This is a genomic window from Odoribacter sp. N54.MGS-14 (genome assembly GCF_000980295.1).
In the GTDB taxonomy this organism is placed as follows: domain Bacteria; phylum Bacteroidota; class Bacteroidia; order Bacteroidales; family Marinifilaceae; genus Odoribacter; species Odoribacter splanchnicus.
Genome location: NZ_LARL01000037.1, coordinates 13,837 through 29,953, shown reverse-complemented (window position 1 = coordinate 29,953; position 16,117 = coordinate 13,837). Strand labels below are relative to the sequence as shown.

Below are 16,117 nucleotides of genomic sequence, written 5' to 3'. Positions count from 1 at the left end.
ATATAAAATGTTTCTTCATAATCTTTTCTCATTAATTTCTATTTCCATATTCTAATTCCTGGTCAGGTATCGGAAGCACATAATAAGCTTTGCTGAAAGGTACCTGTACATTAGGTAGTGTTGCCTGGTCGGTACGCTTGCAATAAAAGAACCATTGCCCTTCTCCTATAAATTCTTTACGGTATTCTTTACCAATAGCTGTTTGTAATTTTTCATCGGTCGTATCTTCTTCTTTCAAATCGTCAGTAACCTCAAAACCCCTGTGTTGGCGTAAGGTATTGAAATATTCAAGGGCTTCCTTTTTCGAACCTGCACATTCGGCAGCAATCAGATACATTTCGCTGATACGTAGCAAAGGTTGACGGTTATTGTAATTGGAAGAGACTTGCCATAATTTAGTATTGACATAATAAGAGTCGATAGGTTCGAAATAATAGATATACCGCCAGTCGCTGCCACCGTACAAAGTATTTTCAAAAATTTCGTCCCTCACTTCTGCCTGGGTGACAAGTAAATTACCCACCGTATTGTTTTCGCTTTTTTTCAGGTATGTTTCTGTTATCGTTTCTAATCTCGTATTGTTCAGCATGAGGATACATTCCGTCAGAAAGATTCCGTCACGGTTATCACGGGTCGTTGTCGCTACCTGGCCTTTCTCTACCCACGGATATTTGTGGGAAAGGATTACTTCCGTAGCATTTTTCAGGGCATTGACCTTATCGTTTTTATACAAATAAACACGTGCCATCAGAGCCCGGACTGCGTAATAGTTGAAATGAAAACTCCGGGTTCCCAAAAAAGATGTCGTCGCTTCTCCGGTTCTGACAGGATCGTTTTCTAATAGAAAGGCTGCTTTTTCCAAATCCGTAATTACGGAATCAAGGACTTCAGAAACCGTAGATAACGGAGTTATTTCTTTCGAAATTTTGCTGACATAAGGAATCGCTTTTTCACCGGCCCCGCTCACATAACTTTTGCCAAACAGACGGAGCAGATCGAAATGCAGAAAAGCACGTAATGCATAAGCTTCCCCTTCGTAGATTTTTTCTTCATCGGCTGCAAGAATTCCCCGGTGGTCTTCGATGCCCTGTAACAGAATATTGACGTTGGCGATCGCATTATACATGTTGTTCCAGATGCTGTTGATCACTTCTTCGCTTTTCGGATTGTCATAAACAAAACGATGCAGGTAATAATAAGTTCCGGCTTCCTGATTCCAGTAATATTGTTGTCCCAAGGCGTCCAACATTCCGAAACCGAGATGGGCACCATAAAGTTCTTCCGAACATAAAGCGGTATATACTCCGGTCAATTGATCTTTAAAACCGTTCTTATAACTGAACAGATCGTCATATTTTACTTCCGTACTCGGACTGACATCCAGCCATTCCTGACAGGAAACACTCAACAGGGAAAAGAACAAAATGCCGAGTATATTTTTTGTTTTTTGTATTCGTATCATTGTATTCATCGATTAAAAGGTTGCTTGTAAAGAGAACGAGAAAGTACGGGCGAACGGATAAGTCAACCCGCGTTCTGTTTTCACTGTAGAAGCCCGGAACACATCATCCATATAAAAACTGGCCTTTAATTGTTGCAACCGGCTCTTTTTCAGGAATGCACAATGCCGGAAATCATATCCCACGTTTAAAGATGACAAACGCAATTCGTTCAAATCCTGTACAAAACGGGAACTGGGTTTAGTCAGCCTGTGAGGATTATAAGAAAAATCGACCCGGTCACCCGGTTTTTTCCAAACGGCATTGTAAATTCGTTTGTCGACATTCAGTCCGACATCGGCATTCTCGACCCGGTCGACCAGGGTCTGGTTATAAGTCTGACCGCCGAATTGATAATAAAAAGACATGTTCAGGAAAATTCCCCGGTAATCCATATTTATTCCGAAAGTACCCGAACATTCGGGCATGGCGTCGCCACAAACCACCTGATCCTCGGCTTTCCATTCTGTCGTTGTTTCTCCATCCTTTGTCAGGAAAATCTCATCTCCTGTAGCCGGATCGATACCCAGAGAACGGACAGCCCAGATAGCATTCATAGACGAACCTTCGATAAAACGGGTCTGGGGTCTGTTGGTATTTCCATCCAATATTTCGTTATCGACCTCGTCGTTGTAACTTCTCAACGCATTCGATATTTTTTTCAACTTATTCGTATTTTTGGCAATAGAGAAAGAAGTACTTAAATAACGGTCGTTTTCCACATCATACAACAAATGGGCATTTAACTTCAGTTCCATTCCTTTATTTTCCGTACTTCCGATATTTTCCATATAGCTGGTAAATCCCATAGAAGGAGGAACAGTCAAGGCCAGCAACTGATCTTTGGTTTGCTGCACATAATAATCGTATACAATCATAAGACGTCCCCAGAGATTCAGGTCGAATCCGATATTGTAATCCTGGGTTTTCTGCCATTTCAGGTCATCGTTGGGCAGGGCCATTAAATGAGAACCGATCCAGTTGTCGTAGGCTTGGGTCTGATTGTAACTGAACATGGCTAAAGCCTGATATGGATTGAAGTTCTGGGCTCCGGTATAACCGGTTGAGGCACGTAGTTTAAATTGTTTCAGCCATTCTGCCTGTTCCATAAAATGTTCTTTATGAAAATTCCATCCGATACCTGCCGACCAGAACTGTCCCCACCGTTTATCTTGTCCGAAACGGGAAGACGCACTGGCACGCCAGGACAAATCGGCCAGGTAACGATCGTCGTACGAATAGTTTAAAGCGGACAAAACACCTATTTCACGACTGATGGACTCATTGCCGACAGGAGGATAATCGCTCTTGTTGAATCCGAGACCCGAAGTGATAAAACCGTTCTTGTCATTCGGAAAACCGACCATGGTGAAAGTAACTTCTTCAGAACGGCTTTGCTCCATCTTGTAGTTCAGGTTCAGAAAAAGTTGATGCTTATCTAATAATAAGGAATAATTGGCTGTTATATCCATATTGACATTGCTGCTTTCTCCCTCCAGTTTACTGTATGTGCCTTTTTCAAAAAATTTATCTTCCGAATATCCCAGGAATCTGGTATGTGAGGCCGGATAAAAGTCTTCCCTTGCATTGAGGGTTTTCGATAACCCCAAACGTCCGATAAACTTCAATGCGGTCAAAGCCTGCCATTCGATATAAAAATTATTGGTAATACTGGTATATTTACTGAAATTTTTAGTACCGATAGAAGCATTCCATAGCGGATTCCCGCAGGTTACCCCAACCAGGCCTCCTCCTCCGGTAGAACCGGCAATTTGCTTCAAATCCCCGTTTTCATCATAAGGTGTCCAATAGGGATTCAGTTTTGCATATTCGTCGAAAGAACCATAGGGAGAATCATTGGCCCGGTTAAGAGTGGTACTCAACTGATTTCTGAACAATAAGTCTTTATAACGGTAAGCCAGGGTAATTCCTCCCGTGAACGTTTGCCGGTCTGATCCTTTCATCACCCCCTTGATTTCATTATAAAGCAAGTCTACGCCATAGCGTAAATGTTCGTCTCCTCCATCCAAATACAGAGAATGCCGGTGTCCGATACCGGTATGTAAAGGTTGGGCCAGCCAATCTGTGTCCACGCCACGTTCTATTTCCGATTTGATCTGGTTCAGATATTGTTCCCAAAACCAGGGATCTGAATAACGGCCGTGTGCCTTATCTACTTCATATTTTTCACGTGCATCACAAAGATTATAACCTGTCAGGTCGGGAATCGTCAGGCTCAGATCTCCTTTGTATGATATCCTCATCTTCCCGGCTTTCGGCTGACGGGTTTCGATGACCACTACGCCATTGGCCGCTTTGGCTCCGTATATTGCTTTGGCTGCGGCATCTTTCAGTAATACAATCGTTTCTACCCGGTTCATATCCAAATCGTAAACTGTTGTAATATCTGTTTCGAAACCGTCCAAAATGAAAAGCGGCTGATTGGGGTTACCATTATAAGTCCCTTTTATATCGGGCATGGATTGTTGTCCACGCAACTGAATTTGGGGGGCTTTGTTCGGATCCGAACCGAAATCATTGTTTTCTATAATATGAAAAGCCGGGTCTAAACTTTTCAGGGATTGTAAAACATTTTGGTTCCCCATTTTCTGTAGTTCTTCTTTCTTTATGGTCGTTGCAGCACCGGTATAACTCTCTGTTTTACGGGTAAAAATACCGGTAACGACAACCTGTTCCATTTCAGTTACGTCGGTTTGCAGGGTCACTTTTATTTCGGATTCGCCTTTATAAGGGACCTCTTTGGTTTGCATGCCGACGAACGAAAATACCAGGACTACATTTTCTTGTGAAGGAAGTGATAATTTAAATTTCCCTTCTGTATCGGTTGCACTTCCCAAAGAAGTCCCTTTTACCAAAACGGTCACTCCGGGTAAGGGTGCTCCATCCGTGTCGGTCACTACGCCGGAAATCGCTAGGGGCTCTACCGGTTGAACGATTTTTTCTGTACTTTTTTTGATGACATACACTCCGTCCACTTTCGAAAAAACAAACCCTGTACCTTCCAGGATTTTGCTCAGTATCACCTCAACAGGTTGATTTACGACTTCAAAATCATTACACTTCCGGTTTCCGATAAGTTGTTTGTTAAATAAAATATCGACACCGGTCTGATCTTTAAATTTAATCAGAACATCATTTAAATTTTCAGATTTCACGGCAAATGTGATCAGTTTGGTGTCATTATCTGCCGCCGCATAAGACAACGAAACAATGAACAGCAAGTACACTGCCGCTAACATTTTTCTTAAGAATTCAGGTAAGAAATACCTGTCAGGTGCTTTTTTTTTCATACATTTGTTATTAGTTCGTTAATATGAATGAATGTGTAGAGAATGCGCTCTAAAGTTTGCCGACTGCAGAAGCATTCTCTATTTTTTTATTTTCTTTTTACAGTAATTGTATGGTGATCGATCTCAAATGTAATATCTGCACTTTCTTCAAAAAAATGCAGTAAAGTCTCAATCTCTCCGTACCGGCTCAAAGAACCCGAAAATTGCAGCTGTTGCAATACCGGATCTTTGAAAACGATTTTTACATTATACCATCTTTCCATATCCCGGGCTATCGATTCCAGGGTTCTGTTTTCAAAACAAAAGCGTTGATCTTTCCAGGCTATTTCATTATATACCTTTACTTTTTCCACAGTAGGTTCACTTTTCCCTTCGGTAAGGCTTAACTGATAGCCGGGCTGAAGTTTCAGTTCTGCTACATGATCGTTACTGAATCCGATGGAGCCTTCCACCAGAGTTGCTTTCAATTGTCTGTCGGCGGAATAACGCTTTACATTAAACTCTGTTCCATAAACTTTTATATTCCCTAAATCTGTTTCGACGATAAAAGGTTTACGGTCATTTTTCACTACATCGAAATAAGCTTCTCCCGATAAAAAAACTCTTCTTTCGTTTCCCACAAAGGCCGTCGGAATTTTCAACCGCGAATCTGAATTTAACCATACCATCGTCCCGTCGCTCAGCTTCACCTGATATTCTCCTCCTATCGGTATAACGATCGTGTGATAATCTGTCCGGGCTTGCTGTTGTTTCATATATCTGATTATTCCGGAATCTTTTTCGACCGTAAAGCCTGCTGTCCGGTAGGATAAAGAATCGCTTAACGAAGCGATATCTACTTTTTCGCCGTTCGGTAGAAGAATAATGGCTTTCCCCTGGCCCGGCAAGATAGATCCGGCAATCCGGTTTGCAGTTTCCATTTCCCGTTTGTCTCTCTTCAACAACATGATCCCTCCACCTACAGTCAGCAGAATCAACAGGCAGGCTACCGAACGGTATACATTCCTCAGTATCTTCCGGCGCCTTACTTTCCGCTTATTCCGGACATAATCGTCAAAACGGACTATCATTTCAGCCACATCGGTATGCAAATCGTAAGTTGTATTGTCCGACGACCAAACCCGGCACATTTTCTCGTAATAGGCTTTATGTCGTATATCCCGGGCCAACCACTTTTGAAAAATGATTTCTTCTTCAGGAGACAATGTTCCGCGGGCGCCTTTCAATAATATTTCCCAACGAATCGAATTTTTTTCCATAGACCACGCTTTCTTTTTTATATAATTAACTTGGAATCTAAAAATGGAGGACACCGTATAATAGAAAAAAATTATCTTTGCCGAAAATATCATGGCAAGAATAGAGCAATACATAGAAAAAAGTAATTTAGGGCTTCGGATAAAAAAAAGAGATCTGGATGCTTTTCATGAATTGTATAAAACTTCGTTTCTGCCTTTGCAGCATTATGCCATGCGTTATCTTTACGACTGGAAACAAGCGGAAGACTTGGTACAGGATGCTTTTCTGTCTTTGTGGGATCACCTGGAAAGATATGATGAAAAACAACCTGTATTTTATTATATGCTCGGTATTATCCGGAATAATTGCCTGAATTATTTGCGGGATTTGGAAATTCAAGGTAAGCATCAGGATAAAATCATCGAAGCGATGTTGTTCTCCGGTATCGAAGATCCGGAAATCGATGAAGATATTCATGAACGTCTGAAAACTATTCTGGATACATTACCTGAAAAACAAAAGGAAGTCGTATTACTTCATATTGTCGAGAAGAAAAAGATTAAAGAAATTGCAACACAGATGGATATTGCAGAAACTACAGTGAAGACTCATTTCAAACGGGCCATGGCGATATTGCGGAATAATCTCAAACTTGTACTTTTCGGCGTATAGTGCGGTTGCAGGAATTTTGCCCGGCAGAAGGCCATTAAACCTTTCAGCCTTTCCTTCAATATTTGTTTCCCTCGTTTTTTGTGTGCTTTGACAGAATCGACGGTTAACCCGAGTAAAATAAATGATAAGAAAATCTCTTAAAATAGCAGAGGAACAGGCTGTCCGGTTCTTTATTGATGTGGATAAAAACGGTTTGTTCCTGTTGTAAAGTGAATGAATTTTTGTATTTTGCCTAAACTGTTGCACCTAAACGCTGAAGTAGGATACGAGTACCGAAGTTTTTCAATACGGCAGGTCCAATTCAGCCTGATATCCACTATGATATCGATCTGTTGACGCGTATCGCTCTGGAAGAGTTGGAATCGTTGATTTATCAGCGGAAATATTTTGTACTTCATGCTCCTCGTCAGACGGGTAAAACGTCCTGCCTGCTGGCTTTGCATGATTATCTGAATGCCCGTGGCGAGTTTTATGCTGTCTATGCCAATGTCGAGGTGGGGCAGGCCTCCCGGAACAACGTGGAAGAGGTGAACCGGAATGTGGTCAGCGCGAGAAGCCCTTGCGTATTTCCAACGCCATTTACAGGGAAATCATCCTCCGCGAACTGACGTGGACCACTCAAAGCGGACTGATCCAGCAATCGGCATGGTACATGAATCCTGACAATAGCATCAATATGGAAAAATTACTGTCGGATTTCCGGCAGTTCTTCCGTGAGAATGCGGATTCCTGGGTTACGGCGGCCCCGTACATCGCATTGTGCTGGAACTGAAAATCAAACGTGGCGATCTGAATAAGACCATCGCGAAAGGCCTGGAACAGACGGTATGGTATATGGACTGCTGCGGTGATGTGAGCGAGGGCCATTTCATCGTCTTCAATCGGGACAAGGAGTAAGCTGGGATGACAAGATCTGGCACCGTCGGGAGGAATATGACGGTCGGATAATTACCGTGTAGGGGATGTAAGATAAAACAAGTCGGAATACTGACGATAGACGATCTTTATGATTGTTATCATAGCGATTGGGATTGTGGATGGATACTATGCTTGAAGGATATGAGTGAGGATCTGGTGCTGGATCTGTCCCGTCAGTGGTTGCTTGTGCTGATCATCGGTGAGTTGGAAAAATACACCGGTATTCATTAGGAGCGATGCCCGTAATTTTTTTGAATAACAGACTGAAATATTGCACACTGGCATAGCCTAACCGCCGTGCTACGACGGCCGGGGTGTTTTCCGCTTTGAGCAACATCCTTTTAGCCGTTTCAAGCCGTCGCAGTTGGAAATACTCATCCAACGTCTTGCCGGTTTCGAATTTCAACAAATCGTTGAAATAAGGGACGGATAGGCCCAGCCCTGTGGCACAATATTCCGATGTAGGCAACAGAGCCCCCGCTAACCTGCCGGAGGCGATATAGTCATCGAGCAGGGTTTCCAACTCTTCGAGCACAGTTTTGTTCCTATTCTCGCGTGTGATGAACTGCCGCTCGTAGAAACGGGTGCAATAGTCCAGCATCAACTCGATATGCCGTGAGAGAATGGTTGCGGTGTGCGTGTCGATGGAGTGGTGCAGTTCCTCTTCGATATTTTCAAGACAGCACGTAATGGTTGCCGTTTCCCGTCCGGACAAGTGTAATGCCTCTTCCTTGTTATAAGAAAAGAACGTATAGTTCCTGATATGATTTTTCAGTGAGGTACGGTACAGTAAATCGGGATGAAACGCCAACAGCCACCCTTTGTCCGGCAACACGCCCGCTTCGTTCATGCGGAAAATTTCCCCGGGTTTGAGAAATACCATCGTGGCATTGGTATAGTCGTAATACTTGCGACCGCAGCAGCCACAGCCGTCCGGGCATTCTTCGATGAGCAGCACGGCATAGAATTCGAATTTCACGGCCTCCTGCTCCAAATCCGGGTGTTCCAGATTGATGATACTTGCCTGGGGATGCAGTGTTTTACATCCCAAACGGCGGTTGCATTCGCACACGCTCTTGATGTCCAACGTCTTTTTCATCTGTCCTTTCAGCCAATCATCTTTGCCCGGTATTCATTCGGTGTGCATCCGGCCCGTTTCTTAAACAGGCGGCACAGGTGCTGCGGATATTGGAATCCCAGGGAATAAGCTATCTGGCTTACCGTATCCTGGGTACCGGATATACGGTCCTTTGCCACTTCGATTATTTTCTCCTGAATATATTCCTGCGGAGTCTTTCCGGTTTCTTTTTTCAGCATGTCTCCGAAATAATTGGATGAGAGATACAATTTGTCGGCGAAGTGTTTCACCGAAGGGAGTCCGTCCCGCTCGGCGGCGGATCCTTCGAAATACTCGTCCAGCAATTGCTCGAAACGGGTCAGCACATCCCGGTTGCTTTTGCTGCGCGTGATAAACTGCCGTTCGTAAAAACGCATGCAGTAACCGAGCAGTAATTCGATATAGGTAGCAATCAGTGTTTTACTATGTTTGTCTATATCATGCTCCAGTTCTTTCCGTATGATTTTCAGACAATCCAAAATGATGGTCTGTTCCTCCCCGGATACGTGCAATGCTTCGTTGACTTCATACGAGAAAAAGGTGTAGTTCTTTATCGTTTTATTCAATGACGTGCCGCGAAGCAGGTCGGGATGGAAGATGATGCCATAGGCATCGGTTTGTATATGCCCGACTGTCGGCGTCGTCTCTGCTGTTTGTCCGGGAGCGAAACAGACGATGGTCCCTTCTTCGTAATCGTATTTCTGGCGGCCGTACTTGATGTCGCATGCCTTTTCCAGTTTTAAGAACAAGGCATACACTCCGTAATTAAAACGTATGGTGCCCACCGCACGGGTCGCTTCATTGAGATTGATCACACTGACCAACGGATGCAGGGTTTCAAGACCGTATAAACGGTTGTACTGATCTACATGGTCCAAATGGAGTATCTTATCCATATTCTCTATGTCTTAATTTTTTCACTATACAAAATTAGAGGATGATACGGATAATCCCATAACCCCGATTACAGATAATATAACCCTGGCTACAGATTTATGCCGTTTTTTCGGAAATTATGTAATTTGGGTTATCATATCTGTAATTCATCTACACTGTATTTTCAGGTATACGCTTAACTTTGTATCAGGAATCTGAAACTCTGAATCAATAAAATCAAATGACAATGAAACGAATATCGACTATTATGATTGCAAGTTTGTTCGTTATGGGAACGACTGCCGTAGCACAGTCCGATCCGGTTCCCGGAAAAAACGGTAATAAGTATGTGCCTTACGAAGAGCGTACCGGCAACGAGTCCATCGTTTATTTCACGCGTAACCTTAGTGCTGAAGGACTTATCGAAGCGTATGAACAGGTAAGTGCGAACATCAAGGGACATACCGGTGTGAAGCTGCATACCGGGGAGCAGAACGGACCGAACATTATCCCGCGGGAATGGGTTAAAGCCCTGTTCCGGAAAGATTTGTCTGATGCCAACATCGTGGAAACCAATACCTATTACGAGGGCGACCGTTATACCACCGAACAACATCGGCGGACATTGAAAGTGAACGGCTGGACATTCTGCCCTGTAGATATTCTGGATGAAGAAGATACCCTGACATTACCTGTTCACGGTGGTAAATGGTTTGGAAAAATGTCAGTAGGCAGCCATACTACCGACTACAACTCCCTGGTGGTGCTTACCCATTTCAAAGGACATACACAAGGTGGTTTCGGCGGAAGCAACAAGAACATCGGTATCGGCTGTGCGGACGGGCGGATCGGAAAGGCCTGGATTCACACCACACCGGGACAGGATAACCAATGGGATATCCGTGAAGAGGAATTCATGGAACGCATGACCGAATCCACAAAGGCTGTCATCGATTACTTCGGCAAGCAAATCACGTATGTCAATGTGATGCGCAACATGTCGGTATCGTGCGATTGCGAGGGGGTGAATGCCGCTCCTGTCGTGACCCCGAATGTCGGTATCCTTTCTTCTACCGATATGCTGGCTTTGGACCAGGCATGCGTGGATTTGGTATATGCCATGACCGAAGCCGAACACCATGATTTGGTGGAACGCATCGAAAGCCGTCACGGGTTACGCCAGTTGTCATACATGAAGGAACTGGGAATGGGCAATGACCGTTACATCCTCATCGACCTGGATAATGGCGGCAAGCGCATTACCGCCGCGGAAGCTGTCGAGGGTCTGAAACCGTTTGTCAAGGAGTAAATGTATTTGAAAAAACATATAAATAGATAAACCATGTCGAAGAATATTCTGATTTTATCGTCCAGTCCCCGTCGTGGCGGCAATTCGGACACGCTTTGCGATGAATTTATGCGCGGAGCCATTGAGAGTGGAAACCAGGTAGAGAAAATTTTCCTGCGCGACAAGAATATACATCCTTGCACGGGGTGCAGCGTATGCAGCCGGTATAAGAAGCCCTGTCCGCAGAAAGACGATGTGGCTGAGGTGATTGAAAAGATGCTTGCGGCAGATGTCATCGTGATGGGAACACCGGTCTATTTTTATGCCATGAGTGCCCAGATGAAAATGATGATAGACCGTTGCTGCGGACCTTATACCGAAATGAAGAATAAGGAGTTCTATTTCATTGCCACGGCTGCCGAAGAGGATGAAACGATTATGGACCGTATCGTTGCCAATTTCATGGGATTTCTCGATTGCCTGGAGAACCCGACGGTAAAGGGAACGCTGTTTTGCGGCGGCGTATGGCATGCGGGAGAAATTAAGGGAAGCCCGAAATTGCAGGAGGCATACGAAATGGGCAGACTGGTATAGGGAAAGGAACGGATTATGACACTGGACGATTTTCTGAATCATATCGAGGCCGGCGGTGTGCTCGGTACACCGGAAATCTATCGGCTGATGGATGAAATGAGCGACGAAGCCCGGCGCATCACCTGCGAGATAAACAATACTTACCATTCACAGGAGGAGTTGCGCGCGTTAATGTCGCGCTTGCTCGGTAAGCCTGTGGATGAAACGTTCAAGATGTTTCCTCCGTTCTACACCGACTTCGGCAGGAATATCACTATCGGGCGCCATGTCTTTATCAACGCCTGTTGCCATTTCCAGGATCACGGCGGTGTGACATTGGGCGACGGTTGTCTCATCGGCCACCAGGTGGTTTTTGCCACACTCGATCATGGTAGGGCTTCCGAAGACCGTGGGGTGATGTATCCGGCTCCTATCCGGTTAGGCAAAAACGTGTGGGTCGGTTCCAACTCTACCATTCTGCGGGGGGTGACCGTGGGTGACAATGCCATTATCGCCGCCGGATCGGTGGTGACGAAAGATGTGGCGGCCAATACGGTTGCAGGAGGCGTACCGGCAAGGTATATCCGTGACATTGACAGGAACGAAAAGCCTGATTATCCTTGTCCGTCTGAAACGGGAACGGTGGATAAAAGAAGTATGGGATAATCTCTGTAATTGGGGTTATACAATCTGTAATCCATCTACCGGGCCTCTTTGCTGGGCGCTGTAACTTTGCGATGTGAAAAGAAAACAAGAAACAGTAATCATTAAAATCACATCGGTTATGAAACGGATAACTTTTTTAACGGCCGCTTTCCTCTGCCTCTCCGGTTTGACGGAAAGCCCGGCACAGGACACTCAAAGTAACAGGAATATGGAAGAATTGAAACTGACCCAGGAATGGGACAAAACGTTCCCGAAGAGCGATAAGGTGAACCACAGCAAAGTAACCTTTGTCAACCGTTACGGCATCACGCTCGCTGCCGACTTGTATGTACCGAAAACGACCGCCGGGGGAAAACTGCCGGCTATCGCTGTCAGCGGTCCGTTCGGTGCCGTGAAGGAACAATCGTCGGGGCTGTATGCTCAGACACTTGCCGAACGGGGTTTCCTCACGATTGCTTTCGACCCCTCGTTTACAGGTGAGAGTGGCGGACAACCTCGCAGTGTGGCTTCGCCGGACATCAATACCGAAGACTTTTCGGCAGCGGTGGATTACCTGGCGACGCGTCCGGATGTGGATGCCGGGCGTATCGGCATCATCGGCATCTGTGGCTGGGGAGGTTTTGCCATCAATGCGGCAGCCAACGATACGCGTATCAAGGCAACCGTGGCCTCCACCATGTACGATATCAGCCGCTGTACGGCGAACGGTTATTTCGATGCTGCCGACAATGCGGACGCCCGTTATAAAATGCGTCAGGAGTTCAATGCCCAGCGTACGGAAGATTATCGCACCGGCACTTATCCCCGCACCGTGATGAATCCTAAGCCTGCCGGCGACGCACCACAGTTCATGAAAGATTATTATGACTATTACAAGACCGAACGAGGCTATCATCCCCGTTCCATCAACTCCGGCCTGGGATGGAACAAGACCTCCTCACTGGCTTTTGTCAATGCTCCTATACTTGCGTATGCCGATGAAATCCGCAGTGCCGTGCTACTCATTCATGGCGAAAAAGCCCACTCCCGTTATTTTAGCGAGGATGCCTTCAGGAAGCTGAAGGGTGACAACAAGGAACTGATGATTATTCCCGGAGCCGTGCATACGGATTTGTATGACCGGACGGACATTATTCCGTTCGACAAACTGGAGAAATTTTTCGATGAATACTTAAAATGAATTACAAACCGGGAGCAGAAGCACCGGGCTTACCCGGATGATTATACCGAGGTGCAGCCTTTTATTGTGATGAAATTGAAAACACCTGCTGCCCCGATGATGGCGGCAGGTATTCTTTCCGGTGAGAAAATCCACAAAAATGGGTGGAGAATTTGCGAATACGCCGAAAGCTTACTATTTTTACAGCCTGGACGGAGTGAATCCGTTATTTGGGTATATTGTTGATTGTTTATGGAAAATTTTATTGTTTCGGCGCGAAAATACAGGCCTGCGAGTTTCGATACGGTGGTGGGGCAGTTGGCTATTACTTCCACTTTGCGGAATGCCATTGTGAACCATCAGTTGGCTCAGGCCTATCTGTTTACCGGTCCCAGAGGGGTCGGTAAGACGACTTGTGCCCGTATTTTTGCGAAAACGATCAATTGCCTGAATCTGCAGCCCAATGCAGAGCCTTGTAACGAATGCGAATCCTGTAAGGCTTTCAATGCCGGGCGTTCGTTGAATATTCACGAATTGGATGCCGCTTCCAATAACAGCGTGGACGATATCCGCGGATTGGTGGAGCAGGTGAGGATTTTGCCTCAGGTAGGGAAATACAGCGTATACATCATCGACGAAGTGCATATGCTCAGTACTTCGGCTTTCAATGCTTTCCTGAAGACATTGGAAGAGCCGCCTGCACATGCTATTTTTATTTTAGCTACCACAGAAAAACATAAAATATTACCCACGATATTGTCCCGTTGTCAGATCTATGATTTTAATCGGATGAAAGTGGGAGATACTGTCGAGCATCTGAAGTATATTTCGGCAAAGGAGGGGATTACAGCCGAGGAAGCCGCTTTGGACGTGATCGCTCAGAAAGCCGACGGAGCTATGCGTGATGCGCTCTCTATTTTCGATCAGGTGGTCAGTTTTTGTGGCAAAAACCTGACTTACGAAAAGGTCATCGAAAATCTGAACGTGCTCGATTACGATTATTATTTCCGTTTGACCGATTTGTTCAATGCCGGAAAAGTGGGGGAAGCCTTTTTACTTTTCAACGAGATCATCGGAAAAGGATTCGATGGCGGAAATCTGATTGCCGGCTTAGGAAAGCATTTCAGGGATGTATTGGTTTCTAAAGATCCGGCAACCGTCCAATTACTGGAGGTCAGTGCGGGAATAAAAGCACGCTATGCCAAACAGGCGGCGGATTGTCAGGTAGATTTTCTATACGAAGCTTTGAAGATCGTTGAACAATGTGAAATGCAATACAAAGTACGCATGGAAAAGCGGCTGTGCATCGAATTGGCATTGATCAAACTCTGCCAGATCAATGAGCTAAAAAAAAAAATCTGAGGGCTTCTGAGGTCGGTTTTCTCCTGAAAATAGAAGGTTTTGCGGGTAAATTTCAGACGGCAGCTAATGCTTCAGAAGGGGGACAGGCTGTCGCTACTCCTAAACCGGTCAGGCATTTTGCTGAAAATGACCGTCACCGCCCCGATGCTTCTTTTAAAATAAAGGATTCCCTGAGGCAAATCAGCCAAACCCAGCCTGTCGTCAAAGTGCAGAAAACAGAGGTGCAACAATTCAAAGTAGAAGCCCGTGATGTGATCGACGAAGGGAAGGTCGTGGCTGCCCTGGAGCGTTATATACAAGATCATCGTCCTGAACCGACGGTTGCCATAGCTCTCAAGACCCATCGGCCGGAGATCGACGGTGAAAATATTGTTTTAGCAGTAGATAACCAGTTGCAACAAGATAAGCTCGAAGCTTTAAAAATGCATCTCCGGAATGTACTGATGAAATTGTTGAACAATGGCTTTATCACCTTGTCATTTAAGTTATTCGACGATCAGAATTCGACAGAAGAAAAAAAATTATTCACTGCCGGAGAAAAATTCCAGCATTTTATAGAACTCAATCCCGTCGTTGCAGACCTGAAATCGATATTCGGGTTGGAGCTCGATTAAAAAAAAGTAAAAGGCTTAACCTTTTACTTTCTATCTACGTCTCTGGAGTTGGCTTGGGCGGTAGGCATGATGACGATGTCGTTCAGGCAGACGTGGGCCGGACGGGTGATAGCGAAAATGATGGTCTCGGCAATATCCTCGTTGGTCAACGGAGTCATGCCCTGATATACTTTGTCGGCAGCCTCTTTATCTCCTTTGTAGCGCACGATGGAAAATTCGGTTTCTACCATTCCCGGGGCGATATTGGTTACTTTAATATGATGTTTCAGCATATCTGTCCGCATAGCCCTGGACAAGGCATCCACAGCATGTTTGGTTGCACAATACACGTTTCCTCCGGGATATACTTCTTTTCCGGCGATGGAGGCCAGATTCACGATATGACCCGTATTCCGGGCGATCATCAGGGGGGCTACAGCACGGGTGATGTATAACAGGCCCTTTACATTGGTATCGATCATTCTTTCCCAATCGTCGAGGACACCCTCCTGGATGGGAGCGACTCCCACTGCCAAACCGGCATTATTGACCAATACAGAGATATCCCTCCATTTCCCCCCGAGATTTCGAATGGCTGTCTCGACTTCTCCGGACTGACGGATATCGAAGGCTAAGGGGAGTACATCGGCTCCTTTCTGGCGGATACTTTCAGCCAGTTCTTGTAGACGGTCGTTTCTCCGGCCTGTAATGATTACATCGAATCCGGCTTCCGCAGCTTTTAAAGCTGTTGCCTGGCCGATACCGGAGGTAGCTCCGGTGATTAATGCTATTTTATTCATCTTTATCGTATTGTAAAATGATTATCCGAATGATTCACAAACTT

At 45.3% G+C, this 16,117-nt stretch carries 12 protein-coding genes and 1 pseudogene; 7 read left to right on the top strand and 6 right to left on the bottom strand.

Annotation, left to right across the window (positions count from 1 at the left end; translation table 11 throughout):
• Window positions 1-31 precede the first annotated feature (31 nt).
• The 3 genes from WS42_RS08835 to WS42_RS08825 form a co-directional block, all read right to left on the bottom strand.
• Window positions 32-1,462: a RagB/SusD family nutrient uptake outer membrane protein gene (locus WS42_RS08835; protein WP_046450991.1), complete on the bottom strand. Its 1,431-nt coding sequence runs from the start codon at window positions 1,460-1,462 to the stop codon at window positions 32-34.
• 12 nt (window positions 1,463-1,474) lie between these two features.
• Window positions 1,475-4,810, bottom strand: a complete 3,336-nt coding sequence (locus tag WS42_RS08830) for a SusC/RagA family TonB-linked outer membrane protein (RefSeq protein ID WP_046405465.1) — start codon at window positions 4,808-4,810, stop codon at window positions 1,475-1,477.
• Between the two features lie 86 nt (window positions 4,811-4,896).
• Window positions 4,897-6,069 (bottom strand): FecR family protein, encoded by a 1,173-nt coding sequence (locus tag WS42_RS08825; protein ID WP_046405466.1) that lies wholly within the window; start codon window positions 6,067-6,069, stop codon window positions 4,897-4,899.
• Between the two features lie 91 nt (window positions 6,070-6,160).
• Between WS42_RS08825 and WS42_RS08820 the strand changes: the two genes are divergently transcribed.
• Both WS42_RS08820 and WS42_RS08815 read left to right on the top strand, forming a co-directional pair.
• The gene (locus tag WS42_RS08820; RefSeq protein WP_013611438.1) at window positions 6,161-6,721 is read left to right on the top strand and encodes an RNA polymerase sigma factor; all 561 of its coding nucleotides are present in this window, start codon (window positions 6,161-6,163) and stop codon (window positions 6,719-6,721) included.
• Between the two features lie 332 nt (window positions 6,722-7,053).
• Window positions 7,054-7,329 (top strand): hypothetical protein, encoded by a 276-nt coding sequence (locus WS42_RS08815; protein ID WP_046405927.1) that lies wholly within the window; start codon window positions 7,054-7,056, stop codon window positions 7,327-7,329.
• Between the two features lie 503 nt (window positions 7,330-7,832).
• Here the strand turns inward: WS42_RS08815 and WS42_RS08810 are convergent.
• The gene (locus WS42_RS08810) at window positions 7,833-8,738 is read right to left on the bottom strand and encodes a helix-turn-helix domain-containing protein (RefSeq protein ID WP_022160374.1); all 906 of its coding nucleotides are present in this window, start codon (window positions 8,736-8,738) and stop codon (window positions 7,833-7,835) included.
• 8 nt (window positions 8,739-8,746) lie between these two features.
• Window positions 8,747-9,652: a helix-turn-helix domain-containing protein gene (locus tag WS42_RS08805; RefSeq protein WP_022160373.1), complete on the bottom strand. Its 906-nt coding sequence runs from the start codon at window positions 9,650-9,652 to the stop codon at window positions 8,747-8,749.
• Window positions 9,653-9,879: 227 nt separating this feature from the next.
• On the opposite strand from WS42_RS08805, the gene WS42_RS08800 reads away from it, so the two are divergent.
• From WS42_RS08800 to WS42_RS15800, 5 genes and pseudogenes are all read left to right on the top strand, one after another.
• Window positions 9,880-10,941 (top strand): DUF362 domain-containing protein, encoded by a 1,062-nt coding sequence (locus WS42_RS08800; RefSeq protein WP_202189821.1) that lies wholly within the window; start codon window positions 9,880-9,882, stop codon window positions 10,939-10,941.
• A gap of 33 nt (window positions 10,942-10,974) precedes the next feature.
• On the top strand, window positions 10,975-11,514 hold the full coding sequence (locus WS42_RS08795) for a flavodoxin family protein (protein ID WP_022160371.1): 540 nt from the start codon (window positions 10,975-10,977) through the stop codon (window positions 11,512-11,514).
• Between the two features lie 15 nt (window positions 11,515-11,529).
• A complete protein-coding gene (locus WS42_RS08790; protein WP_046450990.1) occupies window positions 11,530-12,159 on the top strand; it encodes a DapH/DapD/GlmU-related protein in 630 nt (209 codons plus the stop codon).
• A 118-nt stretch (window positions 12,160-12,277) separates the two neighbouring features.
• Window positions 12,278-13,339, top strand: a complete 1,062-nt coding sequence (locus tag WS42_RS08785) for an alpha/beta hydrolase (RefSeq protein WP_046404949.1) — start codon at window positions 12,278-12,280, stop codon at window positions 13,337-13,339.
• 231 nt (window positions 13,340-13,570) lie between these two features.
• Window positions 13,571-15,294: pseudogene (locus tag WS42_RS15800) on the top strand (DNA polymerase III subunit gamma/tau).
• 23 nt (window positions 15,295-15,317) lie between these two features.
• On the opposite strand, the gene WS42_RS08770 reads toward WS42_RS15800, so the two are convergent.
• Window positions 15,318-16,073: an SDR family NAD(P)-dependent oxidoreductase gene (locus WS42_RS08770; protein WP_022160367.1), complete on the bottom strand. Its 756-nt coding sequence runs from the start codon at window positions 16,071-16,073 to the stop codon at window positions 15,318-15,320.
• Window positions 16,074-16,117 lie beyond the last annotated feature (44 nt).